Below are 26493 nucleotides of genomic sequence, written 5' to 3' on the forward strand. Positions count from 1 at the left end.
TTCTCCAGACGCAAAAGCGCCAAAGCCCCTCTGCGGGGCTTTGTGCGGGCGAAAAAAAACCGCTTTCGCGGTGGGGTTACTTCAGGAAAGCAGGCGGTTCAGGCCATACGACCACGAACGGGTCGCCGATATCTTGTGGAACGTCACGCAAAGCCTGCCGGTAGATCGCTACCTCCTGGCGCTGCGCCTCGTTAAGAGGGTTATCCACAATCTGCAGCGAGTCTGTAACGGCCAATAATTGATTGCGGCGCGTGCGAATTGAAGCCCACTCGGCCAGGGCAATAGACTCAGGATTTACTTTATACTGGGTCTTTACTTCATTAACTTCGCTCAATTAGAAATCCACCTTTTCTGTAAGAGACAACTTGGACTTGATACTACCAACAGGAATCAAGGAACCGATACCGACTTGCATTGTGTCAATACGAATCGTCGTTACATAGATATTAGGAAATTTGAGACGGATCACCACATTGCCTTTGGCATCGGTATAAATTTCCGGCGACATATTCCCGAAAACTGCTTTACTCAAAACCGCCCTCTGAGGCGAATAGCAATAACCTACGATAGTCTCATCGACAATCGTAGCGCTACCATAGCAATAACCGCGAATATTGAACCAGAACATTTGATCATGTGTATTGATATTCATAGGCAGTTTTAAGTGCATATAAACATTTACCGAGGTTCCAAGATCAACCTCGGTAAAACCTCCTGACGCCCCTGCGTTTTGAGGGCCACCGGTACCCCACACACCGCCTTGAAACACATTCATGAGAACCGTGCCCTGCTCACCAAGCACGCCGACCATGTCTTTTTTGTTTCGGAACTCATCGAACTCGGCCCGCGCTACATTCATCCTGTCATCGATTTGCGCGATTTTCCCGTCGACAACCTTTGTCAGGCTATCTGCTGCCGTGACAAGCTCACCAATCTTTTGCTCAATACCCATGTTATTCCCCTAAATTATCAATTCGACTTGTCCTGGCACGGCACACCAGAACCCAACTTTTAAAATACCGACGGGCATCCCCTATGAAAGATGCCAGCCAACGACAAAACTTTGAATACCAACATGCCGAGTCACCCGCAAGTCATTCACTTACTTTCAAGTTTCATAACACGAAACAAGACGCCCAAGTGTCTCGCCATATTATTGATATTGGCCGTCGCGACCGTGGCAAACTCCTCGGTCAATAGCACGTTGAGGTTTTCAGCCCCTACCACCACCGTCACGCTGTCTGCCGGCAACGGCGAAATATCCAGCGTGAACTTTTGCAGCACCCGGGCAGCACCGGCCTTGTAAGTCAGCAACTTTCCAGCCACCGAATACACCGCCAGCAGGGTGCCGCTGGCCAGGTAGAAACCAAACTCGCCGATCTCGTACTCATCCGGCCCCTCGAACAGAGCTGCCATCCGCAACTGGCGCGAGCCCAGGTCCTCGTAGTCCACGATCGCCACCCGCTGGCGCTCATCGCGCAGGGCTGTTTCCGTGCCGTCCGGGTTGTAGCGGCCGGTGCCGGCGCCGATGTGGGTGATCTCCCCTTTCAAGCCTTGGTTCTTTGCCGCCAACACTTCATCCAGACCGGCGGAAGTGAAGCGAACCAAGCGCGTAATGTCTTCTGTCATAGCTGCGCCCTGAGGTCGTAGTCGTTAATGGTGTAGTGCTGGGAAACCCCGGCACTGTTAAGGCGAGCGCCGAGCTCGAATTCAGGCAGCACTCCATCAAGAAAGAGTTCGCCATCGCTCAGCGCTGTATCCATGCCGCCGCTCATGGTCAGCGAGCCGCGCAGCTTGACCTCGGGCAAGGCCCCTGGCTGGCTGTCGTCGCCGATGCTCAAACCGGGATCGGCCCCCGCCGCTAGCCGTATCCCGCCTGTGGTCTGATGAACGATGGTGATGGTGCCGTCGTCGCGCTCGCTCTTGGCGGCGTTGACGCGGCGTATCAAGCGGTTGTGATCACCGCTGGACCAGTCGCGGACAATGATTGCCTGCACATCGAAGGTATAGGGATGCCCCTGCGGTCGCTGTTCGTACCAGGCCGCGATGTTGGGCATGAAGCCCAGGGACTCGACGGCGTGGCTCAATGCCTTGTTAGTCCCGGCCTGTCGCTGGATCTGCCAGGACAGCGAAACGGTGAGGCGCTTTTCGGCCTCACTGGCTCCCGCATCCCATTCGCTGACCCCGCGATCTGCCGCCAGATAAGGCAAGAAGTCCACAGGAGTCTGGGTAGGGCTCATCAGTTGGGGAAAAGGCGGGTCCACACGTTCGAGCAAGCGGGCGAAACCGAGATCGAGGGCCTTTTCCAGCGCTGAGCTGTTGGCCGGCAGCAGGCTCAAGCGAACAGTGTCGTCACTCATAGGGTACGCACCTCCACTTCAACCTCCGTGCAATACGGCGCCTGGAAAGCCGTGGTCACGATCGGTTGCACCGGCTCGAGAATCTCCAGCTGTACCGCTCCTGCCGTATGCAGCGTGTAATCGATCCAGCTCGGATCCACCCGCCCTTCCAGGCGATGGCAGCTGTCGGCGTACGCCTGCAATTGCTGCTGCGTGGCGAGCTGGGTCAGTCCGGAATCGGGCCCCGGGTTGATCTTGGCCACCACGCGGATCTTGTAGGGTTTGATCTGTGCCGCCTGCACCGTCACCCGATCCGTTTCCGGCTTCACGTCCGGTCGCGCAAAGTGTTTGCGCACGCCTTCGAGCAGGTCCTCGGACGGCGTGCCGTCGCCTTCCCGCGAGAGCACGGTGACCTGGACTTCGCCCGGTGCGGTACGGCGCCCGTTGCCATCCTTGACCTGAGCGGCGAAACCGTCCGGGTCGAAGGTGTAGGTGACGGTCACCACTCCCGCCTCGGTGGAGTCCACCTTCACTGTCGGCCGCTCGCCGAGGGTGAAGACTTCGCGGCGGTACTGCATGCGCGAACCGGCGGCCGGCGCGTGGGGCGCCAGGTAGTAGCGCAGGCGCGCATCCTGGTCGCTTTCATAGACCGCGGGGACCGGCGGAAAGGCCGCCGGATCGCCCGGGTCGAGCAACTGCCGCTCCAGGCCCATGTCCGCCAGGCGTGCATCGAGATTGCTGCCGGTGGCCCACCAGGCCAGCATCTGCTTGATGCGGGCGTTGTACTTACGCTCATGGGTTTGCAGGCGCAGGCAGAAGGCTTCCAGCGCCAGGGTCAGCAGCTCGCTTTCGTTGGCCAGACTGGCCTGCAGCTTCTGCGCATTGGCGGGGGAACGCTGGGCCACGTAATCGACGACGAAGGTCTTGAACTCGGCGAGCAGTGGCTCGAATTCTTCGACGGTGACAATGGCCGGCTCGGCCAACTGGTGTTCGCCAGGTATCAGCATGCTCATGTCACGACCTCGAACGTCTGTTGGCGGTTTTTCCAGGTGCCGGCGAAACGCAACAGCAACCCGGCGCCGCGCCGGCTGGCGACTATGACCTGCGGCTCAAAATCGCCAATGCCGTTCTGCTCGTTGTAGAACGCCTGCGCGGCATGGCTCTGGGCGAGGATCAGTAAGTCATCGCCGAGGTTCTGGCCCAGCAGGTCGGGAATCAGCGAGCCGTACAACGGGCGCTTCTGCCGCGTGCCCAGCGGCGTGGTCAGGGCGCGGGTCGCGCGCTGCACGAACTGCAGCCAGTCATCGACCGCGGCGCCGGTGTTTCTATCGACTCCAATCATGGGAAGCCTCTTAATCAAGGGCTGATAACGCGGCCCTGGTGTTCCACCAAGGGGCCGCTGAAGTGGATGCCGGCGCTGTCGAGCAAGATGCCCACCGCGCCCAGCCGCAGCTCGATCGCCTCGGGCCTCATCGCCAGCCGGGCGGGCCCGATGCTCAACTCGACCGCCTCGCGGGAGGCGGTGAGCGCGGTCGGGCCATTGCTCCAGCTCAAGACATGGCCGGCATCGTCATAACTGCTTTGGGTGCCATCGGCGTATTGGCGGCGGGTCAGCGCGGCCAGGGTCGACACCGGAGGAAAGCGGTCGCAGTTGAGGCCGAACAGCGCCACCGACTGCGCGCCGCCGTCGCCGCCACCGTAGTTGAACAGCAGGCACTGCTCGCCCACGGAGGGAATGCGCGATTCGCTTTGCGCGCCGGCGCTGGGGTTGAAGAAGCGGATCGCCGGGGTCAGCAGCTCTCCGTGGCTGACCCGGCAGGTATTGCTGGCCGCATCGACCGCCTGGCACACACCGATACGGCAATGGTTTTCCGCCCGCCGGTGCAAGTCATCGAGTTCGGTTTCCATCTCGGCCAGCCGCTCGATGATCGGGCCCAGCTGCATGCGCAGCAGCTCGTCAAACATGGCTCAGCCCTCCAGTGCTTGGTATTGGTCGGGGTCGTCGATGTTCGAGACTTCCCAGGTGCGGGCGAACTTCGGTATGCCGGTCGGGTCGTCCAGCAAGGGCTGCCCGAGGTACAGCGTCTGGGTGAACGACAGCGTCCAGGCGGCGTATTGCTGCTCGCCGCGAACCAGGGTCGAGGGCAGGCCCTCGAGGTTCATCGGCAGGTCGCATTGCGCTGCCGGCAGGCCCCAGCGGTTATCCGTGGCCAGGTCCTTCAGCACGCTGGCCAGATCGCAGGCCTCGAACCCGGACCGCTCGGCCCCCACAGCCGCCACGGCTTGCAGCGAGACTGTCAGGACATGGGCGATACGCCCTTCCTGGCTGCGCATGCCCGGGGCATCGCGCTCGATCGCCATCAGCACCCAGGCCTGGTCGAGCAGACCATCGAAGTCCTGGTGACTGCCAACCTTGAGGCCAAGGCCCGCCCCTCGCAGGGTCTCGGCAATGGCGAAAAACAGCTGCGACGGCTTGTCGATGACTGCGGGCATAGAGAGGCCTCCTGTTCAGATAGCAGGGGTTGAAGTTGCGCAGGAGCGCTGCGGATGTCGCGCGAGGTGGAGGAACAGCGAATGTCGATTTGGGCAGGACTCTTGATCGCCAGGTCGGCGAGCGACGTCAGGGACGGGATGGGTGATGCAACGGATGGATCCGGCATCACCTTCGATGGAGCCCCAGCCCTGCGAGCGATTCGCCTTGATCGAATCAGGCGTACTTCTCGTTCAGCGCATAAAGAATCGCGCAGGTTTCCACGTCCAGTTTCCCGGTGTAGTTCTTCGGCCTGAAGTGCATCTGGAACGCCCGTACCAGCGACTGAAAGAAGTCATCCGTTGCCTGGGCCTGCACGCCATAGCCGTAGGTGGCGAAAGCCTTGAGCACTTCGGCACGCGCGGGCAGCCCGGCAGCGCGGAATTGCTGGACATATTTCTTCTTGGTCGGCTCGTCGTACCAGGCGCCAATGCCGGCTTTGTAGAGCTCTTTCCAGGGCAGCTTGGGGCCCGGATCGGATTTGCGGCCCACCGCGATATCGGAGTGGCCCACCACGTTTTTCGGCGACATGTCCGGATAACGCTGGAGAATATTCAGGGCCAGTTGCTTGAGCGCCTCGACCTGGGAGCGTTCGTAATCCGGAAAGGTGAAGACACCGTTGACGTCGGTGGCTTCGTTGACGATCTCGATACCGATGGAGGTGTCGTTCAAGCCGCTGCGACCGGCCCAGTCACTGACTCCGGCATGCCAGGCGCGGTCTTCTTCGGCCACCAGGTTGAAAATTCGTTGCTCCTGGAAACCCGCGGCCTGATACGTCGGGTCCTGCAGCGCCGGGATCAGGTAATGGGCACTCGCCGCGCCAGTGGTCAACGCCTTGACCGACGCCTCGAAGTTCAGGGCCGTGTAATGCAGCACCAGGAAACGCACCCGCTTGTTGTAGGGCGCGAGGGTGCGGTAGCTGTTGTAGTCGATTGGGATCATGGTTTTGCCTCTGTTTAAAACGGATGGGAGTACGACGCTGGGCCGTACCTGGCGCCTCCCTGCCGGGAGGACCGATTGAGCTCGTTCAATACGAGTACGCGCTCTGCGTCAGGCGGGTATCACGGCAGCGTCGACTCAATGAATCGACGATCTGTTTTGGTCGTTATTCAGGAGTCCGAGCGGGAATCCTTGGGCGGCACCTCACACACACCGAGCCGCTTGGCCGCCCAGCGCTCGTAGAGCCCGATGGCCACATCGGCGCCCGCCATGGAGGTCAGGCAGCCGAAGGCGCCGGCGGTCCAGATCGATACGCCGGCGGCGTACAGCAGCATGATGGTCGAGACCCCGCAGATCACGCAGGCCCCGGAGCGCAGGGCCAGGCGCCGCAGCAGCAACCAGCCGCGGGCGCCCTCCTTGTCGGCGCGCCACATTTCGCCGGACACCCCACCCACCAGGGCAAGGACGATGACAAGCCAGATGGGCATGTCCAGCAACGCTTGTTGCTCGTTTGTCATGTCACTCCTCCTGAGTGGAAAAGGCCAATGCGCTGGCCCGGTAATCAATTGGCTTGTGTATCAACGGTGCATATCCCGGCATGGCCCACGGTAGGTAGGCATTCCAAAAAGCCCGGTCGCCCGGGCTTTTCAGTAATGCGGTCCTTCGCTTTCCTTTAAGTGGCTAAACGAAAAGGAAACTGACTTTTCGGCGCTACTGGCGCGGTACGAGTCCATTCAAATTGTTCCTCCGACCGCGGTCCCTGCCCGCCGGATAACTGTTCACGGTGCTTTACGCTGCACACCCGGGTCAGTTGCCAACCCTCTGAACCGTCGAGGCCGGTTCATCGCTGCCTTTGCTTTTGCCACTAAAGAGCGGTGTTGCTCACCGCTGTCGGGCGGCTTGGAACGAATAATATGCATGGATGCATATACAGTCAATGCACAAATGCATTTATTTATGCGCGACAAATGCATCTGCGCATGAGCACCGCATAAATAAAGGCGTGGAGGGTTTTCCGCGGGCACAAAAAAGCCCGCTCGATGGCGGGCTTTGGCGTTATGGGCTGCGGTTAACGGGCGTACATGCCCCACCAGAAAACGTGACCGAGGATGACGATCTGCTCTTCCTGCATTTCCTGGAAGCTGTAGTCCTCATCCGGATGTTCGTCGCGGTTGAAGCTACGCAGGCGAATGCCGGAAGGCAGGCGATAGAGCTGCTTCACCCGCAGTTGGCCGTTGTGGTTGATGGCATACAGGTCGCCGTCGATGATGTCGCCGATACCGCACTTGCCGGCATTGACCCCCACCGTGGCGCCGTCGCGCAGCACCGGCAGCATGCTGTTGCCGCGGACCGTCACGCATTTGGCCTGGTCGAACTGCACGCCATTGTGCCGCAGGCTGCGCTTGCCGAAGCGCAGGCTGGAGCGCTCGCTTTCCTCGATGACGAATCTTCCTGATCCCGCAGCCAATTCAACCTCGCGAAGAAAGGGGACCGACACCTCGTCGTCATCGACGGGGGTATCGTCGTCCCACAGACTTATGTCCTTGAGTTCCGAATGCGGATCGGCCGACCGGGCAGGAGCGACAGCCACGCGTCCGCGCAGTTGATCGGTGCTCACCTGGAAGTACTCGGCGATCCGCGAGATGTGTTTGTCCGAAGGATCGACAATCTTGCCGCTGAGGATCCGCGAAAGGGTGGATTGAGGCACACCGGTACGCCGATGGAGTTCCGTGGGGGAAATGCCATCGCGATCGAGCAGCTCTCTTAAGACGGTAGAAACGTTGCGCTTTTGCATAATGCGCATATTGCGGGTTATTTTCGCCGACGGCAAATGCTAAAATGCATATTCATGCATAAAACACCCGAAATCCTGCTGGGTTCATCCCTGCGAAGGTCGGACCGCCCATGGTAACCTTGCGCCCATCGCGAAAAAGCCGGGCCCATGCCCTCTGCTTTTGCCCACCCTTTCAACGAATCAACCTGACGACCCGATGAATAAAGCGCTCACCGATCTGTCCTCCCACACGCCGATGATGCAGCAGTACTGGCGCCTCAAGAACCAGCACCCTGACCAGCTGATGTTCTATCGCATGGGCGACTTCTACGAAATCTTCTATGAAGACGCAAAGAAGGCCGCCAAGTTGCTGGACATCACCCTGACCGCGCGCGGGCAGTCGGCTGGCCAGGCGATTCCGATGTGCGGGATTCCTTATCACGCCGCCGAAGGTTACCTGGCCAAGCTGGTGAAGCTCGGCGAGTCGGTGGTGATCTGCGAACAGGTCGGCGACCCGGCCACCAGCAAGGGCCCGGTGGAGCGCCAGGTGGTGCGGATCATCACCCCGGGGACCGTCAGCGACGAGGCCCTGCTCGACGAACGCCGGGATAACCTGATCGCGGCGGTGCTGGGCGACGAGCGTTTATTCGGTCTCGCGGTGCTGGACATCACCAGTGGCAATTTCACGGTCCTGGAAATCAAGGGCTGGGAAAACCTGCTGGCCGAGCTGGAACGCATCAACCCGGTGGAACTGTTGATCCCGGATGACTGGCCGCAAGGCCTGCCGGCGGAAAAACGCCGTGGCGTGCGCCGTCGCGCGCCCTGGGACTTCGAACGCGACTCGGCCCACAAGAGCTTGTGCCAGCAGTTCTCCACCCAGGACCTCAAGGGTTTCGGCTGCGAGAACCTGACCCTGGCCATCGGCGCCGCCGGTTGCCTGCTGAGTTATGCCAAGGAAACCCAGCGCACCGCCCTGCCCCACCTGCGCAGCCTGCGTCACGAGCGCCTGGACGACACTGTGGTGCTCGACGGCGCCAGCCGGCGCAACCTGGAGCTGGACACCAACCTCGCCGGCGGCCGCGACAATACCCTGCAGTCGGTGGTCGACCGTTGCCAGACCGCCATGGGCAGCCGCCTGCTGACCCGCTGGCTGAACCGCCCGCTGCGCGACTTGAAAGTCCTGCAGGCGCGGCAAACTTCGATTGGCTGCCTGCTGGACGGTTACCGTTTCGAAAGGCTGCAACCGCAGCTCAAGGAAATCGGCGACATCGAGCGGATCCTCGCCCGTATCGGCCTGCGCAACGCCCGCCCCCGCGACCTGGCGCGCCTGCGTGATGCCCTGGCGGCGCTGCCGGAACTGCAAGTGGCGATGACCGAACTCGAGGCCGAGCACCTGAGCCAACTGGCCGTGACCACCAGCACTTACCCGGAACTGGCCGCGCTGCTGGAGAAAGCCATCATCGACAACCCGCCAGCGGTGATCCGCGATGGCGGCGTGCTGAAGACCGGTTACGACGCCGAGCTGGACGAGCTGCAATCGCTGAGCGAAAACGCCGGCCAGTTCCTCATCGACCTGGAAGCCCGGGAAAAGGCCCGTACCGGCCTGGCCAACCTGAAAGTCGGCTACAACCGGATTCACGGCTACTTCATCGAATTGCCAAGCAAACAGGCGGAACAGGCCCCGGCGGACTACATCCGGCGCCAGACCCTCAAGGGCGCCGAACGCTTCATCACTCCGGAGCTCAAGGCCTTCGAGGATAAGGCGCTATCCGCCAAGAGCCGCGCCCTGGCCCGCGAGAAGATGCTCTACGAAGCCTTGCTGGAGACCCTGATCGGTCACCTGCCGCCGCTGCAGGACACCGCGGGGGCGTTGGCTGAGCTGGACGTGCTGAGCAACCTGGCCGAGCGAGCGCTGAATCTCGACCTCAATTGCCCGCGCTTCGTCAGCGAGCCGTGCATGCGCATCACCCAGGGTCGCCACCCGGTGGTCGAGCAGGTCCTGACCACGCCGTTCGTGGCCAACGACCTGAGCCTCGACGATCAGACCCGGATGTTGGTGATCACTGGCCCGAACATGGGTGGTAAATCCACTTATATGCGGCAAACCGCGCTGATCGTGCTGCTGGCCCATATCGGCAGCTTCGTGCCGGCAGCGAGCTGCGAGCTGTCTCTGGTGGACCGGATCTTTACCCGGATCGGCTCCAGTGACGACCTGGCCGGCGGTCGTTCCACCTTCATGGTGGAAATGAGCGAAACCGCCAACATCCTGCATAACGCTACCGAGCGCAGCCTGGTGCTGATGGACGAAGTGGGTCGCGGCACCAGTACCTTCGATGGTCTGTCCCTGGCCTGGGCTGCGGCAGAACGTCTCGCCCAGCTGCGGGCGTACACCCTGTTCGCCACCCACTACTTCGAGCTCACCGTCCTGCCGGAAAATGAACCGCTGGTGGCCAACGTGCACCTCAATGCCACCGAGCACAACGAACGCATCGTGTTCCTGCACCACGTGCTGCCAGGTCCTGCCAGCCAGAGCTATGGCCTGGCCGTGGCCCAGCTGGCGGGGGTTCCGAGCGATGTGATCGTCCGTGCCCGCGAGCACCTGAGTCGCCTGGAGACCACCAGCCTGCCCCATGAAGCGCCGTCTCCGGTAGCGGGCAAGCCTTCAGTCCCGCAGCAAAGCGACATGTTCGCCAGCCTGCCGCACCCGGTACTCGATGACCTGGCCAAGCTCGATCTGGACGACATGACCCCGCGCAAGGCACTGGAAATGCTCTATACATTGAAGACACGCATCTAACGCTGATGCTTTCAAGCTGTTAGAATCTCGCGCGGTTTGGGATGCTGCGGACTATTAGCCTGGTCCGCAGACTATCGCTCCCGAACCTGGCGACCCCGTCCTGAAGGGGCTCCGCTGCCGCCGCCTGAGGAGAGAATTAGAAATGACCTTCGTCGTCACCGACAACTGCATCAAGTGCAAGTACACCGACTGCGTAGAAGTCTGTCCGGTGGACTGCTTTTACGAAGGCCCGAACTTCCTGGTGATTCACCCGGATGAGTGCATTGATTGCGCGCTGTGCGAGCCTGAATGCCCCGCTGTAGCGATCTTCTCCGAGGACGAAGTTCCAGAAGAGATGCAGGAGTTCATTCAGTTGAACGTTGAGCTGGCCGAGATCTGGCCCAACATCACTGAAAAGAAAGATTCCCTGCCCGATGCCGAAGAGTGGGATGGCGTCAAAGGCAAGATCAAGGATCTCGAACGCTGATTACCTCGCGTTCCCCAAAAAGGCCCGTTGCGGGCCTTTTTGCTGTTCCGGATTCACTTTTACACAGGCAAAAAAAGGGGCGGTATGACCCGCCCACCTTTTTTCCCTAGTCCCTGTGTTCCTTTTCATCGTCCTGATGAATCGCGTCCTGCGATGTCCTGACCATCATCCTTGATGGCTGTGTCTATCCGTCGACACAGGGCTGATATTAGAGAGTTTCCATGACAGAGCAATGGCACTGACAGGTAGAAAACGTGTCGGACATTGTTCTAAACATTAAAATAAGTCGTTATAAATCAATAAGATAACTAAAAACCTCAGATCAAACGGACAACTTTCATACCGCATAAAAACCGAACACTTACGAAAGAGTCAGCCTTTACTTACATGCTCTTTCAGCTATTGAACGCGCGCCTGCCTATTTCATCTGGCTCCTATCGATTACCCAATAAAAAGCCCCGAACGTGTCGGGGCTTTTCACGGCAGGATCGCTCGTGCCGTTACTGGAACAGCGACTCGCTGGAGAGGCCGTTCTTCTCGAGGATCTCACGCAGACGCTTGAGACCTTCGACCTGGATCTGGCGTACCCGCTCTCGGGTAAGCCCGATCTCCAGGCCCACATCTTCCAGGGTGCTGCTCTCGTGGCCGCGCAAGCCGAAGCGGCGAACCACCACTTCACGCTGCTTGTCGGTCAATTCGGAAAGCCACTGATCGATGCTTTGCGACAGGTCGTCATCCTGCAGCAGCTCGCACGGATCGGTAGGACGATCGTCGGTGAGGGTGTCCAGCAGGGTTTTATCCGAATCCGGACCCAGCGAGACGTCGACTGAAGAAACCCGCTCGTTCAAGCCCAGCATGCGCTTGACCTCACCTACCGGTTTCTCCAGCAGGTTGGCGATTTCTTCAGGGGAGGGTTCATGGTCGAGTTTCTGTGTCAGCTCCCGTGCTGCCCGCAGGTAGACGTTGAGCTCTTTGACCACATGAATCGGCAGCCGGATAGTCCGGGTCTGGTTCATGATTGCCCGTTCGATGGTTTGACGGATCCACCAGGTGGCATAGGTCGAGAAGCGGAAACCGCGCTCTGGATCGAACTTCTCCACCGCCCGGATCAGACCGAGGTTGCCCTCTTCGATCAAGTCCAGCAGCGAAAGCCCACGATTGACATAACGTCGGGCGATTTTCACCACCAGACGCAGGTTGCTTTCAATCATGCGCTTGCGCCCGGCCGGATCGCCACTTTGCGACAGACGCGCAAAATGAACTTCTTCTTCCGGAGAGAGCAATGGGGAAAAGCCGATTTCATTGAGATACAGCTGCGTCGCGTCGAGCGCTCGCGTGTAATCAATGTATTTGTGTTGTTTCAATGAAGCGGAGTGTTTGGATTTGGCACGAACTGAAGGTACAGCAGATCCCTCATTCGACATCGAATCAGTGGCGATATCCGTCTCCATAAGGAGAACTTCATCGTCGATGTCAAACTCCGGCACTTCTTTACTGAGAGCCATTGTTATAGTCCTTTGGTGAGTTCGACCTCAGGCTCAAGCGACGCCTTTATCCTTGGCAACGCTGGAACCTGTTCCCTCTACGTGACGGAACAGGCTTGGTAACGGATCAACGACGTGGCAGGAATTGCAGCGGATCTACAGGTTTACCTTGTCGGCGAATCTCAAAGTGCAGTTTCACCCGGTCTGTACCAGTTGATCCCATTTCGGCAATTGTCTGTCCGACTTTGACCTGCTGCCCCTCCCGAACCAACAGCCTACGGCTGTGGCCGTAAGCACTGACGTAGGTATCGCTGTGTTTGATGATGACCAGTTCGCCGTAGCCCCTTAAGCCACTCCCGGCGTAAACCACCGTCCCATCAGACGCAGCTAAAACAGGCTGTCCCAAATCCCCGGCGATATCAATGCCTTTATTCAAACTACCGTTTGAAGAGAATTTTCCAATCAGAATACCGTTCGCAGGCCAGCCCCAGCCCTTTGGCGCGGGGCCTGCAGGCGGTAATGGAGCCGGCGCGGGCTGGCTCGCAATCGTTGGCGCGGCCCCTGCCGGACGACGAATTACCGTGGTTTTACTTGAAGAAGATGCACTGGAAGCCGACTTTGTAACCACGGCTGTCGGGGCCGAACCCGAGCGGCCGTCGAAGCGGATGGTCTGCCCCGGGTGAATGGTATACGGCTCGGCAATATTGTTGCGCGCGGCCAGGGCCTTGTAGTCCCAGCCATAACGGAAGGCGATGGAGAACAGGGTGTCGCCGCGACGAACCGTGTATTGCCCCGTGGTCACCGTCGGGCGCTGCGGTACCGCGCTGGTGCGATCGACGACCCGGGCGCTGCTCGACTTATTGCTCGAACAGCCGACCAACAGAGAACTCAAGACAAGGCCAATCACCAGTCGCTGAAAGCTTGTTGTACCCATACGCTGCGCAATGACTGTGAGACTCACCCGCCGCTCCCTTTGTGGTGGTTGAAGATAATTAGTGCCTGGCTCAGGCATGAAATGTCGCAAGTATAACCGGCCACCCACGCTTTATTCCCGGCAAAGCGAAATCGGCAGGCATCAGCATATCGATCAGGGTTCAAGGTTACTTAACCGATTGATCAAGCTGTAAGACCAAGCCGATCAAACAGAATTCACCCGTTCCAAACAAATGCTCAGGCCAATGGCCCGTTGAGCAAGGGAACGAAGCGAACCGAGCCGAGAACCTGCCGTGAAAACCCCTGCTCCTCACGAATGACCAGCATCAGTTGCTGCACTTCGCCGGCACCGACTGGAATCACCATCCGGCCACCGGGCGCCAATTGGTCCAGCAGGGCCTGGGGGATGTCGGTGGCGACCGCCGTCACGATGATCCCGTTGTACGGCGCCAGCGCCGGCCAGCCTTCCCAGCCGTCGCCCCAGCGGAATACTACGTTGCGCAGGTTCAGCTCGACCAGACGCTCCTTGGCCCGATCCTGCAACACCTTGATGCGCTCGACCGAGAACACCCGCTCCACCAGTTGTGACAATACCGCCGTCTGGTAACCCGACCCGGTGCCGATCTCCAGCACCTTGTCCAACGGGCCAGCCGCCAGCAGCAACTCGCTCATGCGCGCCACCATATAAGGCTGCGAGATCGTCTGGTTGTGCCCGATCGGCAGGGCCGTGTCTTCATAGGCGCGATGCGCCAGGGCCTCGTCGACGAACAGATGCCGCGGTGTACGCCGAATGACTTCCAGTACCTGGGCGTTGGACAGGCCTTCATCGTAAAGACGCTGGATCAAGCGCTCACGGGTACGCTGGGAAGTCATCCCGATACCGCGACGCAACAAATCGTCCTGCTCGCGAGCCATCAGCGCAGCCCCTCCAGCCAGCCATCAAGACTTCTGAAGGCATCATTGAAGGTGCGATCGAGCTGCAACGGCGTGATCGACACATAGCCCTGCATGATGGCGTGGAAGTCCGTACCCGGGCCGCCGTCCTCGGCGTCCCCCGCCGCCGCGATCCAATAACCGGCCTTGCCGCGCGGGTCGACCGTCTTCATCGGCGCCGCCGCCCGGGCGCGATGGCCCAGGCGAGTCAACTGAATGCCACGAATATGATCAAGGGGCAGATTGGGAATGTTCACGTTCAGCACGGTACGTGGTGGCAGATCCAGCTGCCCGTGGGCCTCGACCAGTTTGCGGGCGAAATAGGCAGCCGTCGGCAGGTTGTCCACCTGACGCGAAACGAACGAAAAGGCAAACGCCGGCAGGTTCAGGAAACGCCCTTCCAGGGCCGCGGCGACGGTGCCGGAATACAGCACGTCGTCACCCAGGTTAGCCCCGAGGTTGATTCCGGACACGACCATGTCCGGATCGCGTTCCAGCAGCCCGTTGAGGCCCAGGTGCACGCAATCGGTGGGGGTGCCATTGATACTGATGAAACCGTTACTCAAGGTGTGCGGGTGCAACGGCCGGTCCAGCGTCAGCGAGCTGCTGGCGCCGCTTTTGTCCTGGTCCGGGGCGATCACCACGCACTCGGCGTAATCCGCCAGCGCAGCATGAAGCGCGGCGAGACCGGGTGCTGTTACACCATCGTCGTTAGAAATCAGAATACGCATGGGCTGTCCGTCTGCCCCACCGGCACCAGATCGACGAGTTCACGCACCAATACGGTGGCGAAGCATCCGGCCGGCAGGACGAATTCCAGTTGCAGAATGTCAGGCTCGGGATAATGCCACGTCAACCCGCCAATGGGCAGCCGCAGGATGCGACGTTCGTGGCTCATTCCGGCTTTAATCAACCAATCGCGCAGATCCGCTTCGTCGGCAGCCACCTGCTGTTCCAGCAGCTGGGTCGCCCCGGCGGCCGGCGATTCGCCTTCGCCCCACTGCGGGCCGGTCGGGTGCAAGTCGAGGATGGCCAGGCGCGGATCGCTGCATTCGGCTTCGCCGGCCGGGAAAAAACTGCGGCTGTCGGTGAAGGCCAGCAGGTCGCCGACCTGGGCCCGTTGCCAACTGCCATCGGCCACGCGCGCCGCCAGTACCCGGTTGAACAGATAGCTGCGTGCGGTGGAAAGCAGCCGCGAACGTACATTGCGCTGCTCCGGCAAGGCCTTGCGGGCGGCCCAATCGCGGGCATCGACCAGGTTACCGCCGTTATGGCCAAAACGCTGGGCGCCGAAATAATTGGGGATGCCGTGTTTGACGATCGATTGCAGGCGCTCCTCGATCCCCGCCTTGTCTGCCTTCAATTCAGTCAGGCGCAGGGTAAAGCCGTTGGCCGCATGGGCGCCGCGTTGCAGCTTGCGCTTGTGGCGGATCAGCTTGAGGATCTTCAGCGTGTCGTTTTCAGCCGCCGACAGATCGGGATCCGCCTTGCCGGGCAACTGCACACTGAACCACTGCCGGGTCAGCGCCTGGCGATCCTTCAAGCCGGCATAGCTGACGGTGCGCAGCGGCACACCCGCGGCCTTGGCAATCCGCCGCGCCGCTTCTTCGGTGTTCAGGCCGCGCTTTTCCACCCACAACCACAGGTGTTCGCCTTCGCCGGTCAGGGGAATGTCCAGGACTTCGTCGACCTGGAAGTCTTCGGCGGTGGCCTTCAGTACCGCGCTACCCAGGGCTTCGCCATAGGCCCGTGGGCCCAACAGTTGCAGTTCGTTCATGCGCGCAGCAACAAGGCAACGGAATGCACGGCGATGCCTTCTTCGCGCCCGACGAAACCGAGCTTTTCGGTGGTGGTGGCCTTGACGTTCACTTGATCCAACTCGACTTGCAGATCCGCGGCAATCAGCGCGCGCATCGTTTCAATATGGGGGGCCATCTTCGGCGCCTGGGCCACGATGGTGTTATCGACGTTGCCGACCTTCCAGCCCTTGGCATGGATCAGTGCGACGACATGACGCAACAGCACTCGGCTGTCGGCGCCCTTGAACTGCGGATCGGTGTCCGGGAAATGTTTGCCGATGTCGCCCAGTGCGGCAGCACCCAGCAAGGCATCGCTCAGAGCATGCAACAGCACGTCGCCGTCGGAGTGGGCGAGCAGCCCGAAGCTGTGTGCAATACGCACGCCGCCCAGAGTGATGAAATCGCCTTTAGCGAAACGGTGCACATCGTAGCCGTGGCCAATACGCATAAAAAAACGCCCTGATTGAGTCAGGGCGTGATTCTACCTGCTTTGGCGGACATTAGCCGCTCAGAGCGCGCGCATGATGCTGCAGGTGGTCGCCGATGAAGCTGGCGATGAAGAAATAGCTGTGGTCGTAGCCGGGTTGCAGACGCAACGTCAGCGGATGACCGGCGGCTTTCGCCGCCTGTTGCAGCACTTCGGGCTTGAGCTGATTGGCCAGGAAATCGTCACGATCGCCCTGGTCCACCAGCAACGGCAGCTTTTCGCTGGCTTCCTGGATCAGCACGCTGGCATCCCATTCGCGCCAACGGGAGCGCTCTTCGCCCAGGTAACGGGAAAACGCTTTCTGCCCCCACGGGCAATCCATCGGGTTGCTGATCGGTGCGAAGGCCGACACCGACTGGTAGCGCCCCGGATTGCGCAACGCGCAGACCAGAGCACCGTGGCCGCCCATGGAGTGCCCACTGATGCCGCGCTTGTCCGAAGCCGGAAAATGCGCCTCGACCAATGCCGGCAGCTCCTGCACCACATAGTCATGCATGCGGTAATGCTCGGCCCAGGGCTGCTGGGTGGCATTCAGATAGAACCCGGCCCCCAGACCGAAGTCCCAGGCGCCATCCGGGTCGCCCGGCACGCCAGGGCCACGCGGGCTGGTATCCGGCGCGACAATGATCAATCCCAGCTCGGCAGCCAGACGCTGGGCACCGGCCTTTTGCATAAAGTTCTCGTCGGTGCAGGTCAGGCCGGACAACCAGTACAGCACCGGCAGCTTGCCGCCCTGCTCCGCCTGCGGCGGCAGGTACACGGCGAACACCATGTCGCAGCCCAGCACCTCGGAATGATGCTTGTAGCGTTTGTGCCAGCCGCCGAAGCTTTTCTGGCAGGACAGGTTTTCCAGACTCATGGGCATTTCAGCTGCAGGCTTCAAGCTTCAAGCTGCAAGTTGGCGGTGATCGCTCTTGCAGCTTCCGGCTTGCAGCTTGCCACTGCTCCTTAGAAATGAATGACGGTACGGATGCTCTTGCCTTCATGCATCAGGTCGAAGGCCTTGTTGATGTCCTCCAGCCCCATGGTGTGGGTGATGAAGGTATCCAACGGGATTTCGCCGCTCTGGGCCATTTCCACATAGCTTGGCAACTCGGAGCGGCCACGCACGCCACCAAATGCCGAACCGCGCCAGACGCGCCCGGTAACCAGCTGGAACGGACGGGTGGAGATTTCCTGGCCGGCACCGGCCACGCCGATGATCACCGACTCGCCCCAACCCTTGTGGCAGCACTCCAGTGCGGCACGCATCAGCTGCACGTTGCCGATGCACTCGAAGGAGAAGTCCACGCCGCCGTCGGTCATGTCGACGATGACCTCCTGGATCGGCCGGTCGAAGTCTTTCGGGTTCACGCAATCGGTGGCGCCCAGCTGCTTGGCGATCTCGAACTTGGCCGGGTTGATGTCGATGGCGATAATCCGGCCAGCCTTGGCTTTCACGGCACCGATCACCGCCGACAGGCCGATGCCGCCCAGACCGAAGATCGCCACGGTATCGCCGGCCTTGACCTTGGCGGTATTGATCACCGCGCCGATCCCGGTGGTGACGCCGCAACCCAGCAGGCAGACTTTTTCCAGAGGCGCTTCTTTAGGGATCTTGGCCACCGAGATTTCCGGCAACACGGTGTACTCGGAAAAGGTCGAGGTGCCCATGTAGTGGAAAATCGGCTGGCCTTTATAGGAGAAACGGGTGGTGCCGTCCGGCATCAGGCCCTTGCCCTGGGTGGCGCGGATCGCCTGGCACAGGTTGGTCTTGCCCGACAGGCAGAATTTGCACTTGCCGCATTCCGGGGTGTACAGCGGGATCACATGATCGCCCACGGCCACCGAGGTCACGCCCTCGCCGATGGCCTCGACCACGGCACCGCCTTCGTGACCGAGGATCGACGGGAAGATGCCTTCCGGATCGGCGCCGGACAGGGTGTAGGCGTCGGTGTGGCACACGCCGGAAGCGACGACCCGCAACAACACCTCGCCAGCCTTGGGCATGGCGACATCGACTTCAACGATCTCAAGGGGTTTCTTGGCCTCGAAGGCAACGGCAGCGCGCGACTTGATCATCCAGGGTCTCCAGCGAATAAAAACGAGACAGGGAGTGTAAAACAGCGCCTGACGATGAATAATCCGGACAAAAGCAAAACATTATTGCTGTACAGGGATAATCACCATGAACGAGAACCGCTGGGAAGGCATCGACGAATTCGTCGCCGTGGCCGAGTGCAGCCAGTTCACCGCCGCCGCGGAGCGCCTCGGGGTGTCGTCTTCCCATATCAGCCGGCAGATCGTCCGCCTGGAAGAACGGCTGCAGACCCGCCTGCTGTATCGCAGTACCCGCCGAGTGACCCTGACCGAGGCCGGACAGACGTTCTTGCAGCATTGCCAGCGCCTGCAGGACGGGCGCGAAGAGGCATTGCGCGCCGTCGGCGACCTGACCAGCGAGCCCAAGGGCATGCTGCGCATGACCTGTGCGGTGGCTTACGGCGAGCGGTTTATCGTGCCGCTGGTCACCAGTTTCATGGGGCTTTATCCGCAACTGCGGGTGGATATCGAACTGAGTAACCGGCCCCTGGACCTGGTGCACGAGGGCCTGGACCTGGCGATTCGCCTCGGTCGCCTGCAGGACTCACGACTGGTGGCGACCCGCCTGGCGCCACGCCGCATGTACCTCTGCGCCTCGCCGTCCTACCTGGAACGCTACGGCCGCCCCCACAGCCTGTCGGAATTGAGTCGCCACAACTGCCTGATCGGCAGCTCGGACATCTGGCAGCTGGAGCAGGACGGCCGCGAGTTCTCCCAGCGGGTGCAAGGCAACTGGCGCTGCAACAGCGGGCAGGCCGTGCTGGATGCAGCGCTACAGGGGGTTGGCCTCTGCCAGCTACCGGATTATTACGTGCTGGAGCATTTGCATCAGGGCAGCCTGATTTCCCTGCTCGAGGCGCATCAGCCGCCGAATACCGCGGTGTGGGCGCTGTATCCGCAACAACGGCATCTGTCGCCCAAGGTGCGCAAGCTGGTGGACTATCTCAAGGAGGGGTTGGCCAAACGGCCGGAGTACAAGGATTGATCCGTAGCCGCTGCGGCAGGCTGCGATCGGCTACGCAATACCCGTCATAGCGGACAACGCGGTCGATCGGCTTGAAGTACATGACGACTACAAAAAACGCGTCCCGTTCCGGGCCGTTCGCAGCCTGCGGCAGCGGCTACAGGGGCCCGCGAAAAGCTACGCTCAGCGGCGATTGGCCCAACGCTGGCGCAGCCACTCCAGGTCTTCCGGACGGGTCACCTTGAGGTTGTCCGAACGCCCTTCGATCAGGCGTGGCGCCTGGCCGGCCCATTCCATCGCCGACGCTTCATCGGTAATCGCCACATCCGCCACCAGGCTGTCGGCCAAGGCGCGATGCAAGGCGCCAAGACGGAACATCTGCGGCGTATAGGCTTGCCAGATCGGGCTGCGGTCCACGGTTTCCAGCACCCGTCCGTGCTTGTCGATCCGCTTCAGGGTGTCACGGGCCGGCACCGCGAGCAGGCCGCCCACCGGGTCATCCGCCAGTTCGCTCAGCAGCTTGTCCAGGTCATCACGGGACAGGTTCGGCCGTGCGGCATCGTGAACCAGCACCCAGTCTTCATCCGCAGCGCCCTGGGCATGCAGATGGAGCAAGGCATTGAGGACCGATCCGGAACGCTCCGCACCGCCTTCGACCCGCTGAATTCTTGGGTCATGGGCACAGGCCAGGGTCGGCCAGTAAGGATCGTCAAGCGCCAGGCTGACCACCAGCCCCTTCAGGCAAGGATGGTCGAGGAAACAGCCGAGGCTGTGTTCGAGAATAGTGCGCCCGCCCAGTTGCAAGTATTGCTTGGGACGGTCCGCGGCCATGCGGGCACCGACGCCCGCGGCAGGAATCACGGCCCAGAAGGCCGGTAACGACTGGATCATTGGGCCAACTGGTAGAGGGTTTCGCCCTCCTTGACCATGCCCAGTTCATGACGAGCCCGCTCTTCCACGGTCTCCATGCCTTTCTTCAATTCCATGACTTCCGCGTCGAGTACACGATTGCGCTCCAGCAAGCGCTCGTTTTCAGCGCGCTGATCGGCAATTTGCTGAGTCAGGTCGGTTACCTGCGCCAAGCTGCCATTCCCCACCCAGAGGCGGTACTGCAGGCCAGCCAGCAGCAAGAGCAAGACGAGGAACAACCAATTGGGACTGCGCATCGAATATCGGGTATCCAGTGAAAAAAGACAGCCATGCCAACAACTTCGAACCTACTGACAGCACGAAGCCTGGAAGAACCAGGCTTGTGCTCTTAAGGCATCAGATTAGTGGCAAAAATCTCGCTGATGCGATTTTTCTGACCCAATCCGGTGTCTTTGTACCATCTACCGCTTAACCGCGAAACTCGCTGCGGCCGTTGTACTTGGCTTTGCCATTCAATTGCTCTTCGATACGCAGCAATTGGTTGTACTTGGACACGCGGTCGGAACGGCACAGCGAACCGGTCTTGATCTGGCCAGCCGAGGTGCCCACGGCCAGGTCGGCAATGGTCGAGTCTTCGGTTTCGCCGGAACGGTGCGAAATCACTGCGGTGTAACCGGCAGCCTTGGCCATCTGGATGGCTTCCAGGGTTTCGGTCAGGGTGCCGATCTGGTTGAACTTGATCAGGATCGAGTTGGCGATCTTCTTGTCGATGCCTTCTTTCAGGATCTTGGTGTTGGTCACGAACAGGTCGTCGCCCACCAGTTGGGTCTTCTCGCCGATCTTGTCGGTGAGGATCTTCCAGCCAGCCCAGTCGGACTCGTCCAGACCGTCTTCGATGGAGATGATCGGGTAACGCTCGGTCAGGCCTTTCAGGTAGTCGGCGAAACCTTCAGCGGTGAACACCTGGCCTTCGCCGGACAGGTTGTACTTGCCGTCTTCGAAGAACTCGCTGGCTGCGCAGTCCAGAGCCAGGGTCACGTCGGTGCCCAGCTTGTAACCGGCGTTGGCCACGGCTTCGGAGATCACTTTCAGAGCGTCTTCGTTGGAAGCCAGGTTCGGCGCGAAACCACCTTCATCACCCACGGCGGTGCTCAGGCCACGGGCTTTCAGCACAGCCTTGAGGTGATGGAAAATCTCGGTGCCCATGCGCAGGCCTTCGGAGAAGGACTTGGCGCCAACCGGCTGCACCATGAATTCCTGGATGTCGACGTTGTTATCGGCGTGCTCGCCACCGTTGATGATGTTCATCATCGGCACCGGCATCGAGTAGACGCCCGGTGTGCCGTTCAGGTTGGCGATGTGCGCATACAGCGGCAGGTCCTGGTCCTGTGCTGCTGCCTTGGCCGCGGCCAGGGAAACGGCGAGGATCGCGTTGGCGCCCAGGGTGGCCTTGTTGTCGGTACCGTCCAGCTTGATCATCGCCTGATCGAGGGATTTCTGGTCGCTTGGGTCTTTACCCAGCAGCAGGTCACGGATCGGACCATTGATGTTGGCTACGGCCTTCAGTACGCCCTTGCCCAGGTAACGGCTCTTGTCGCCATCACGCAGCTCCAGCGCTTCACGCGAGCCGGTGGAGGCACCGGACGGCGCGCAGGCGCTGCCGATGATGCCGTTATCGAGAAGCACGTCCGCTTCGACGGTGGGGTTGCCACGGGAGTCGAGAACTTCACGACCTTTGATGTCGACGATTTTTGCCATTGTTGTAAACACTCCAAAGTTGACGAAAACGACGCAGCTGAAGGGAATCTCTTTACCGTCGGCAAGCAGGGAACAGGAGGCAGACTTGCGGACGATAAGGCTCAGGCCCGCGGGCCTGAGCAATTAATCGTGCGGTACTTTACCGGAGAAATCGGTTTTACGCGGTCTCTACCGTCGGAAAACTCTTAACCAGTTCGTCCAGGGCCTTGAGCTGGGCCAGGAAAGGTTCGAGCTTGTCCAGGCGCAGGGCGCATGGACCGTCGCATTTGGCGTTGTCCGGGTCCGGGTGGGCTTCCAGGAACAGGCCGGCCAGGGACTGGCTCATGCCGGCCTTGGCCAGGCCGGTGACCTGGGCACGGCGACCGCCAGCCGAATCGGCGCGACCACCGGGCATTTGCAGCGCGTGGGTCACATCGAAGAACACCGGGTATTCGAACTGCTTCATGATGCCGAAGCCGAGCATGTCCACCACCAGGTTGTTGTAGCCGAAGCTCGAACCACGCTCGCAGAGGATCAGCTGATCGTTACCCGCTTCCTCGCATTTGCTCAGGATATGTTTCATTTCCTGGGGTGCGAGGAACTGGGCTTTCTTGATGTTGATCACCGCACCGGTCTTGGCCATCGCGACCACCAGGTCGGTCTGGCGCGACAGGAAGGCCGGCAGCTGGATGATGTCGCAGACCTCGGCGACGACCGCGGCCTGGTACGGCTCGTGGACATCGGTGATGATCGGCACACCGAAGGCTTGCTTGATGTCCTGGAAGATGCGCATGCCCTCTTCCAGGCCAGGACCACGATAAGAGGTCACAGAAGACCGATTGGCCTTGTCGAAACTGGCCTTGAACACGTAAGGGATACCGAGTTTTTCGGTGACCTTCACGTACTCTTCGCAGACCTGCATGGCCATGTCACGGCTTTCCAGCACGTTCATGCCGCCGAACAGCACCATGGGCTTGTCGTTGGCAATCTCGATGTCGCCGACGCGGATGATCTTCTGTGCCATCGGGGTTACGCCTTCTTCTGGTGTTGAGCCAAAGCCGCCTTGACGAAGCCACTGAACAGCGGATGGCCGTCACGTGGGGTCGAGGTGAACTCAGGGTGGAACTGGCAGGCGACGAACCATGGATGATCCTGCGCCTCGACCACTTCAACCAGCGCGCCATCGCCGGAGCGACCGGAAACCTTCAGACCGGCGTCGATCAGCTGCGGCAGCAGGTTGTTGTTCACTTCGTAGCGATGACGGTGACGCTCGACGATCACGTCCTTGGCGTAGCAATCGTGCACCTTGGAGCCAGCTTCGAGCAGGCATTCCTGAGCGCCGAGACGCATGGTGCCGCCCAGGTCGGAGGCTTCGGTACGGGTTTCGACGGCACCGGTGGCATCAGCCCACTCGGTGATCAGGCCGACGACCGGGTGACCGCTGGCGCGATCGAACTCGGTGGAGTTGGCGTCTTTCCAGCCCATGACGTTACGAGCGAACTCGATCACGGCCACTTGCATGCCCAGGCAGATACCCAGGTACGGCACTTTGTTTTCGCGAGCGTACTGGACGGCGGTGATCTTGCCTTCCACGCCACGCAGACCGAAGCCGCCTGGCACCAGGATCGCATCGACGCCTTCAAGCAGCGCGGTGCCCTGGTTCTCGATGTCTTCAGAATCGATATAACGCAGGTTGACCTTGGTGCGGTTGGTGATGCCGGCGTGACTCATCGCTTCGATCAGCGACTTGTAGGCGTCCAGCAGCTCCATGTACTTGCCGACCATGGCGATGGTGACTTCGTGCTCGGGGTTGAGCTTGGCGTCGACCACTTTTTCCCACTCGGACAGATCGGCACCGTTGCATTGCAGGCCGAAACGCTCGACGACGAAATCGTCCAGACCCTGGGCGTGCAGCACGGCCGGGATCTTGTAGATGGTGTCGACGTCTTCCAGGGAGATCACCGCGCGCTCTTCAACGTTGGTGAACAGCGCGATCTTGCGACGCGAGGACACATCCACCGGATGGTCGGAGCGGCAGATCAGCACGTCAGGCTGCAGGCCGATGGAACGCAGCTCTTTCACCGAGTGCTGGGTTGGCTTGGTCTTGGTCTCGCCAGCGGTAGCGATGTACGGAACCAGAGTCAGGTGCATCAGCATCGCGCGCTTGGAACCGACTTCGACACGCAGCTGGCGGATGGCCTCGAGGAACGGTTGCGACTCGATGTCGCCCACGGTGCCGCCGATTTCTACCAGGGCCACGTCGGCATCGCCGGCGCCCTTGATGATGCGGCGCTTGATCTCGTCGGTGATGTGCGGAATCACCTGGATGGTGGCGCCCAGGTAGTCACCACGGCGCTCTTTGCGCAGCACGTGCTCGTAGACGCGACCGGTGGTGAAGTTGTTGTTCTGGGTCATGGTCGTGCGGATGAACCGCTCGTAGTGGCCCAGGTCCAGGTCGGTCTCGGCGCCGTCGTGGGTGACGAACACTTCACCGTGCTGGAACGGGCTCATGGTGCCCGGGTCGACGTTGATGTACGGGTCCAGCTTGAGCATGGTGACCTTAAGTCCCCGCGCCTCCAGGATGGCCGCCAATGAAGCCGAGGCAATGCCTTTCCCCAATGAAGAAACAACACCGCCCGTGACGAATATGTAGCGCGTCATGAAAAACCCTAGAAGTCTGCGTTAAAGCGGTCCGAGCCGCCGGGGAAAGCGAAGGAAGGCCGAAGCCCCCGATCACCTGCATTAATCACAGTGCACCTTTCAAAAAAACCGCCGCGTTGGGACAGACCGGAAGAGAAAACACCGGTACGTTGCTCGCTACACATTTTTTGGAATCGCCCAGCAAAGACTGCTTGGTAATCGGCAACTCCTGCAATTCAGGCGAATCCACAGAAGTTGTATCAAGAAGGGAGCGTAGTCTACCGGAAAGGGACTTTCAGCTCAAACCTTGATCGCTCGAAGGCGGCTGCCAATACAATTGCCAACCTTCATGGGCATTTGCGTCAAGACCTGGCAGGTTCGCCACCGCGAGCAATTCTTCGCCTCGATACAGCAGCGGCAATCTGCCACGGACGAAGGCTGGCAGACCTGCCTCGTTGAGCAGGCGCTTGAGGTCGCGGTGGCCGCGTCCTGGCAATTGCATCACCTCGCCCCCCTGACGGTAACGCACTTGCAAAGGTCCTTGCGGCGCGCCACCGATGAGTTGCAGTTGACCATTACCCGGCAACGACAGAGGCGCAGCGGTATCGACCCAACTCGGTGCAGACAGTACCGGTTGCAGCCAGCTATCCGACAACCACCAGACGCGCCCTGCCGCCCGCTGCAACTCGCCCTGCCCCAGCCGCCATACCGGACGGCTGTCGCCCGCGGCATCGCGCAGCGTCTGCCAGCCCGCCCAGTGATCGCTGTCCGGCAGTGGCGTGAAGCGGCTCAGCCAGTGACTCAGGGCATTGCGTTGACGCGCCTGCGACAAGCCGAGCAAAGGCGCCAGCGCCAGGGACGGCAACCTCAGCCATTCGAACTCAACGCCCTTGACCGCCTCTTGCAGATCGATAATGGCCAGCTCATCCAGCAACTCCCGCGTCTCGCGCAAATGCGCCGCGCTACGCGCCATGCTGCTGGCAGCTTGTGGCCAGCGGGCGGTCAGCAACGGGAATACCTGATGGCGCAGGTAATTGCGGGAGAACTGCCGGTCCTGGTTGGAGGGGTCGTCGATCCAGTGCAACTGGTGATCCCGAGCGTAACGCTCCAGTTCGTCGCGGGAGACGTCGAGCAAAGGCCGCAGCAAATGCCCCTGCCCCAACGCACGCGACGCCGGCATGGCCGATAGCCCCCTGACTCCGGCCCCACGCAGCAGTCGGAACAACAGGGTTTCCGCCTGATCGTCGCGGTGCTGGGCCGTCAGCAGCAACTCATTGCTGCCGGTTATCCCTTCGAACACGGCATAACGCGCTTCCCGCGCCGCGCGCTCGAGACTGGCTCCTGGTTGCACCTGCACCGCCACTACCTGCAACGGCACAGCCAAAGCCTCGCACTGGGCCCGGCAATGCTCCGGCCAGGCGTCAGCCGCAGCCTGAAGGCCGTGATGCACGTGTATGGCAGTCAAAGGGGGAAGACTGTGTCGCTGCCTGAGTTGGGCCAGCAGGTGCAGCAGGACGGTGGAATCGAGGCCACCAGAGAATGCGATGCGCCAGGCTGATCGATCCAGCCAGGGCAGGAGGCGTTGCAACAGTTTTTGCGTGAGGGCTGTATCGAATGGGCTCATGAATGGAGCGGATCCTGAGTAGAGACCGAGCGTGCTCGCAATGCCTGAAAAGCCTCGACCTGAATGGCCGAGGCGCCCATTTCGCGAGCAAGCCCGCC

At 60.7% G+C, this 26493-nt stretch carries 28 protein-coding genes; 3 read left to right on the forward strand and 25 right to left on the reverse strand.

Annotated elements, in window-relative coordinates; translation table 11 throughout:
• Positions 1–76 precede the first annotated feature (76 nt).
• The 11 genes from J4E58_RS11980 to J4E58_RS12030 form a co-directional block, all read right to left on the reverse strand.
• Positions 77–334 carry a tail fiber assembly protein gene (locus tag J4E58_RS11980; protein WP_087091396.1) on the reverse strand — a complete coding sequence of 86 codons (258 nt, stop codon included), beginning with the start codon at positions 332–334 and terminating at the stop codon, positions 77–79.
• On the reverse strand, positions 335–952 hold the full coding sequence (locus J4E58_RS11985; RefSeq protein WP_087091395.1) for a hypothetical protein: 618 nt from the start codon (positions 950–952) through the stop codon (positions 335–337).
• 146 nt (positions 953–1098) lie between these two features.
• Complete coding sequence (locus tag J4E58_RS11990; RefSeq protein WP_087091394.1) at positions 1099–1629, reverse strand: phage tail protein; 531 nt, start codon at positions 1627–1629, stop codon at positions 1099–1101.
• On the reverse strand, positions 1626–2360 hold the full coding sequence (locus J4E58_RS11995; RefSeq protein WP_087091393.1) for a phage tail protein I: 735 nt from the start codon (positions 2358–2360) through the stop codon (positions 1626–1628). Before J4E58_RS11995 ends, J4E58_RS11990 begins: the two co-directional genes overlap by 4 nt.
• Positions 2357–3352 carry a baseplate J/gp47 family protein gene (locus J4E58_RS12000; protein WP_053259812.1) on the reverse strand — a complete coding sequence of 332 codons (996 nt, stop codon included), beginning with the start codon at positions 3350–3352 and terminating at the stop codon, positions 2357–2359. The genes J4E58_RS11995 and J4E58_RS12000 overlap by 4 nt, the downstream gene beginning before the upstream one ends.
• Complete coding sequence (locus J4E58_RS12005; protein WP_007924012.1) at positions 3349–3681, reverse strand: phage baseplate protein; 333 nt, start codon at positions 3679–3681, stop codon at positions 3349–3351. The genes J4E58_RS12000 and J4E58_RS12005 overlap by 4 nt, the downstream gene beginning before the upstream one ends.
• 14 nt (positions 3682–3695) lie before the next feature.
• Complete coding sequence (locus J4E58_RS12010) at positions 3696–4304, reverse strand: phage baseplate assembly protein V (protein WP_007924013.1); 609 nt, start codon at positions 4302–4304, stop codon at positions 3696–3698.
• Positions 4305–4307: 3 nt separating this feature from the next.
• A complete protein-coding gene (locus J4E58_RS12015; RefSeq protein ID WP_087091392.1) occupies positions 4308–4832 on the reverse strand; it encodes a hypothetical protein in 525 nt (174 codons plus the stop codon).
• A gap of 214 nt (positions 4833–5046) precedes the next feature.
• A complete protein-coding gene (locus J4E58_RS12020) occupies positions 5047–5811 on the reverse strand; it encodes an N-acetylmuramoyl-L-alanine amidase (RefSeq protein ID WP_087091391.1) in 765 nt (254 codons plus the stop codon).
• Positions 5812–5978: 167 nt separating this feature from the next.
• Positions 5979–6326 carry a phage holin family protein gene (locus tag J4E58_RS12025; protein ID WP_087091390.1) on the reverse strand — a complete coding sequence of 116 codons (348 nt, stop codon included), beginning with the start codon at positions 6324–6326 and terminating at the stop codon, positions 5979–5981.
• 551 nt (positions 6327–6877) lie between these two features.
• Positions 6878–7612: an XRE family transcriptional regulator gene (locus J4E58_RS12030; protein ID WP_172963009.1), complete on the reverse strand. Its 735-nt coding sequence runs from the start codon at positions 7610–7612 to the stop codon at positions 6878–6880.
• A 187-nt stretch (positions 7613–7799) separates the two neighbouring features.
• Between J4E58_RS12030 and mutS the strand changes: the two genes are divergently transcribed.
• Both mutS and fdxA read left to right on the forward strand, forming a co-directional pair.
• Complete coding sequence (mutS, locus tag J4E58_RS12035) at positions 7800–10379, forward strand: DNA mismatch repair protein MutS (RefSeq protein ID WP_009042404.1); 2580 nt, start codon at positions 7800–7802, stop codon at positions 10377–10379.
• Positions 10380–10521: 142 nt separating this feature from the next.
• Positions 10522–10845: a ferredoxin FdxA gene (gene fdxA / locus J4E58_RS12040; protein WP_007924025.1), complete on the forward strand. Its 324-nt coding sequence runs from the start codon at positions 10522–10524 to the stop codon at positions 10843–10845.
• A 500-nt stretch (positions 10846–11345) separates the two neighbouring features.
• On the opposite strand, the gene rpoS is transcribed toward fdxA, so the two are convergent.
• From rpoS to J4E58_RS12080, 8 genes are all read right to left on the reverse strand, one after another.
• The gene (gene rpoS, locus J4E58_RS12045) at positions 11346–12350 is read right to left on the reverse strand and encodes an RNA polymerase sigma factor RpoS (protein ID WP_007924026.1); all 1005 of its coding nucleotides are present in this window, start codon (positions 12348–12350) and stop codon (positions 11346–11348) included.
• Between the two features lie 106 nt (positions 12351–12456).
• Complete coding sequence (locus J4E58_RS12050) at positions 12457–13290, reverse strand: peptidoglycan DD-metalloendopeptidase family protein (RefSeq protein WP_007924027.1); 834 nt, start codon at positions 13288–13290, stop codon at positions 12457–12459.
• A 209-nt stretch (positions 13291–13499) separates the two neighbouring features.
• Complete coding sequence (locus tag J4E58_RS12055) at positions 13500–14135, reverse strand: protein-L-isoaspartate(D-aspartate) O-methyltransferase (protein ID WP_172963011.1); 636 nt, start codon at positions 14133–14135, stop codon at positions 13500–13502.
• A 41-nt stretch (positions 14136–14176) separates the two neighbouring features.
• Complete coding sequence (gene surE / locus J4E58_RS12060; protein ID WP_007924030.1) at positions 14177–14926, reverse strand: 5'/3'-nucleotidase SurE; 750 nt, start codon at positions 14924–14926, stop codon at positions 14177–14179.
• Positions 14914–15972 (reverse strand): tRNA pseudouridine(13) synthase TruD, encoded by a 1059-nt coding sequence (gene truD, locus J4E58_RS12065; protein ID WP_087091389.1) that lies wholly within the window; start codon positions 15970–15972, stop codon positions 14914–14916. Before truD ends, surE begins: the two co-directional genes overlap by 13 nt.
• Positions 15969–16442, reverse strand: coding sequence for a 2-C-methyl-D-erythritol 2,4-cyclodiphosphate synthase (gene ispF / locus J4E58_RS12070; RefSeq protein ID WP_087091388.1), 474 nt, complete (start codon positions 16440–16442; stop codon positions 15969–15971). Before ispF ends, truD begins: the two co-directional genes overlap by 4 nt.
• A gap of 52 nt (positions 16443–16494) precedes the next feature.
• Complete coding sequence (gene fghA, locus J4E58_RS12075; RefSeq protein WP_162094495.1) at positions 16495–17346, reverse strand: S-formylglutathione hydrolase; 852 nt, start codon at positions 17344–17346, stop codon at positions 16495–16497.
• Between the two features lie 83 nt (positions 17347–17429).
• A complete protein-coding gene (locus J4E58_RS12080) occupies positions 17430–18542 on the reverse strand; it encodes an S-(hydroxymethyl)glutathione dehydrogenase/class III alcohol dehydrogenase (RefSeq protein WP_007924035.1) in 1113 nt (370 codons plus the stop codon).
• A 106-nt stretch (positions 18543–18648) separates the two neighbouring features.
• Here J4E58_RS12080 and J4E58_RS12085 point away from each other — a divergent pair, with 106 nt between their 5' ends.
• A complete protein-coding gene (locus J4E58_RS12085; RefSeq protein ID WP_007924036.1) occupies positions 18649–19545 on the forward strand; it encodes a LysR substrate-binding domain-containing protein in 897 nt (298 codons plus the stop codon).
• A gap of 162 nt (positions 19546–19707) precedes the next feature.
• On the opposite strand, the gene ispD is transcribed toward J4E58_RS12085, so the two are convergent.
• The 6 genes from ispD to tilS all read right to left on the reverse strand — a co-directional run bounded on the left by ispD (position 19708) and on the right by tilS (position 26395).
• Positions 19708–20415 (reverse strand): 2-C-methyl-D-erythritol 4-phosphate cytidylyltransferase, encoded by a 708-nt coding sequence (ispD, locus tag J4E58_RS12090; protein ID WP_087091387.1) that lies wholly within the window; start codon positions 20413–20415, stop codon positions 19708–19710.
• Positions 20412–20690, reverse strand: coding sequence for a cell division protein FtsB (ftsB, locus tag J4E58_RS12095; RefSeq protein ID WP_007924039.1), 279 nt, complete (start codon positions 20688–20690; stop codon positions 20412–20414). Before ftsB ends, ispD begins: the two co-directional genes overlap by 4 nt.
• Positions 20691–20862: 172 nt before the next feature.
• Positions 20863–22152: a phosphopyruvate hydratase gene (gene eno / locus J4E58_RS12100; RefSeq protein WP_007924041.1), complete on the reverse strand. Its 1290-nt coding sequence runs from the start codon at positions 22150–22152 to the stop codon at positions 20863–20865.
• Between the two features lie 157 nt (positions 22153–22309).
• Entirely contained in the window at positions 22310–23155 is an 846-nt protein-coding gene (gene kdsA / locus J4E58_RS12105; protein WP_087091386.1) for a 3-deoxy-8-phosphooctulonate synthase, read from the reverse strand.
• A gap of 5 nt (positions 23156–23160) precedes the next feature.
• Entirely contained in the window at positions 23161–24792 is a 1632-nt protein-coding gene (locus J4E58_RS12110) for a CTP synthase (RefSeq protein WP_087091385.1), read from the reverse strand.
• Between the two features lie 274 nt (positions 24793–25066).
• Entirely contained in the window at positions 25067–26395 is a 1329-nt protein-coding gene (tilS, locus tag J4E58_RS12115; RefSeq protein WP_087091384.1) for a tRNA lysidine(34) synthetase TilS, read from the reverse strand.
• Between the last annotated feature and the right edge of the window lie 98 nt (positions 26396–26493).

The organism is Pseudomonas sp. FW305-25, from assembly GCF_017351415.1.
In the GTDB taxonomy this organism is placed as follows: domain Bacteria; phylum Pseudomonadota; class Gammaproteobacteria; order Pseudomonadales; family Pseudomonadaceae; genus Aquipseudomonas; species Aquipseudomonas chlororaphis.

What these genes read in the sequence shown, in the direction of transcription:
- J4E58_RS11985 (WP_087091395.1), bottom strand. Translation starts at nt 952, where the DNA reads ATGGGTATTGAGCAAAAGATTGGTGAGCTTGTCACGGCAGCAGATAGC.
- J4E58_RS11990 (WP_087091394.1), bottom strand. Translation starts at nt 1,629, where the DNA reads ATGACAGAAGACATTACGCGCTTGGTTCGCTTCACTTCCGCCGGTCTG.
- J4E58_RS11995 (WP_087091393.1), bottom strand. Translation starts at nt 2,360, where the DNA reads ATGAGTGACGACACTGTTCGCTTGAGCCTGCTGCCGGCCAACAGCTCA.
- J4E58_RS12000 (WP_053259812.1), bottom strand. Translation starts at nt 3,352, where the DNA reads ATGAGCATGCTGATACCTGGCGAACACCAGTTGGCCGAGCCGGCCATT.
- J4E58_RS12005 (WP_007924012.1), bottom strand. Translation starts at nt 3,681, where the DNA reads ATGATTGGAGTCGATAGAAACACCGGCGCCGCGGTCGATGACTGGCTG.
- J4E58_RS12010 (WP_007924013.1), bottom strand. Translation starts at nt 4,304, where the DNA reads ATGTTTGACGAGCTGCTGCGCATGCAGCTGGGCCCGATCATCGAGCGG.
- J4E58_RS12015 (WP_087091392.1), bottom strand. Translation starts at nt 4,832, where the DNA reads ATGCCCGCAGTCATCGACAAGCCGTCGCAGCTGTTTTTCGCCATTGCC.
- J4E58_RS12020 (WP_087091391.1), bottom strand. Translation starts at nt 5,811, where the DNA reads ATGATCCCAATCGACTACAACAGCTACCGCACCCTCGCGCCCTACAAC.
- J4E58_RS12025 (WP_087091390.1), bottom strand. Translation starts at nt 6,326, where the DNA reads ATGACAAACGAGCAACAAGCGTTGCTGGACATGCCCATCTGGCTTGTC.
- J4E58_RS12030 (WP_172963009.1), bottom strand. Translation starts at nt 7,612, where the DNA reads ATGCGCATTATGCAAAAGCGCAACGTTTCTACCGTCTTAAGAGAGCTG.
- mutS (WP_009042404.1), top strand. Translation starts at nt 7,800, where the DNA reads ATGAATAAAGCGCTCACCGATCTGTCCTCCCACACGCCGATGATGCAG.
- fdxA (WP_007924025.1), top strand. Translation starts at nt 10,522, where the DNA reads ATGACCTTCGTCGTCACCGACAACTGCATCAAGTGCAAGTACACCGAC.
- rpoS (WP_007924026.1), bottom strand. Translation starts at nt 12,350, where the DNA reads ATGGCTCTCAGTAAAGAAGTGCCGGAGTTTGACATCGACGATGAAGTT.
- J4E58_RS12055 (WP_172963011.1), bottom strand. Translation starts at nt 14,135, where the DNA reads ATGACTTCCCAGCGTACCCGTGAGCGCTTGATCCAGCGTCTTTACGAT.
- surE (WP_007924030.1), bottom strand. Translation starts at nt 14,926, where the DNA reads ATGCGTATTCTGATTTCTAACGACGATGGTGTAACAGCACCCGGTCTC.
- truD (WP_087091389.1), bottom strand. Translation starts at nt 15,972, where the DNA reads ATGAACGAACTGCAACTGTTGGGCCCACGGGCCTATGGCGAAGCCCTG.
- ispF (WP_087091388.1), bottom strand. Translation starts at nt 16,442, where the DNA reads ATGCGTATTGGCCACGGCTACGATGTGCACCGTTTCGCTAAAGGCGAT.
- fghA (WP_162094495.1), bottom strand. Translation starts at nt 17,346, where the DNA reads ATGCCCATGAGTCTGGAAAACCTGTCCTGCCAGAAAAGCTTCGGCGGC.
- J4E58_RS12080 (WP_007924035.1), bottom strand. Translation starts at nt 18,542, where the DNA reads ATGATCAAGTCGCGCGCTGCCGTTGCCTTCGAGGCCAAGAAACCCCTT.
- J4E58_RS12085 (WP_007924036.1), top strand. Translation starts at nt 18,649, where the DNA reads ATGAACGAGAACCGCTGGGAAGGCATCGACGAATTCGTCGCCGTGGCC.
- ispD (WP_087091387.1), bottom strand. Translation starts at nt 20,415, where the DNA reads ATGATCCAGTCGTTACCGGCCTTCTGGGCCGTGATTCCTGCCGCGGGC.
- ftsB (WP_007924039.1), bottom strand. Translation starts at nt 20,690, where the DNA reads ATGCGCAGTCCCAATTGGTTGTTCCTCGTCTTGCTCTTGCTGCTGGCT.
- eno (WP_007924041.1), bottom strand. Translation starts at nt 22,152, where the DNA reads ATGGCAAAAATCGTCGACATCAAAGGTCGTGAAGTTCTCGACTCCCGT.
- kdsA (WP_087091386.1), bottom strand. Translation starts at nt 23,155, where the DNA reads ATGGCACAGAAGATCATCCGCGTCGGCGACATCGAGATTGCCAACGAC.
- J4E58_RS12110 (WP_087091385.1), bottom strand. Translation starts at nt 24,792, where the DNA reads ATGACGCGCTACATATTCGTCACGGGCGGTGTTGTTTCTTCATTGGGG.
- tilS (WP_087091384.1), bottom strand. Translation starts at nt 26,395, where the DNA reads ATGAGCCCATTCGATACAGCCCTCACGCAAAAACTGTTGCAACGCCTC.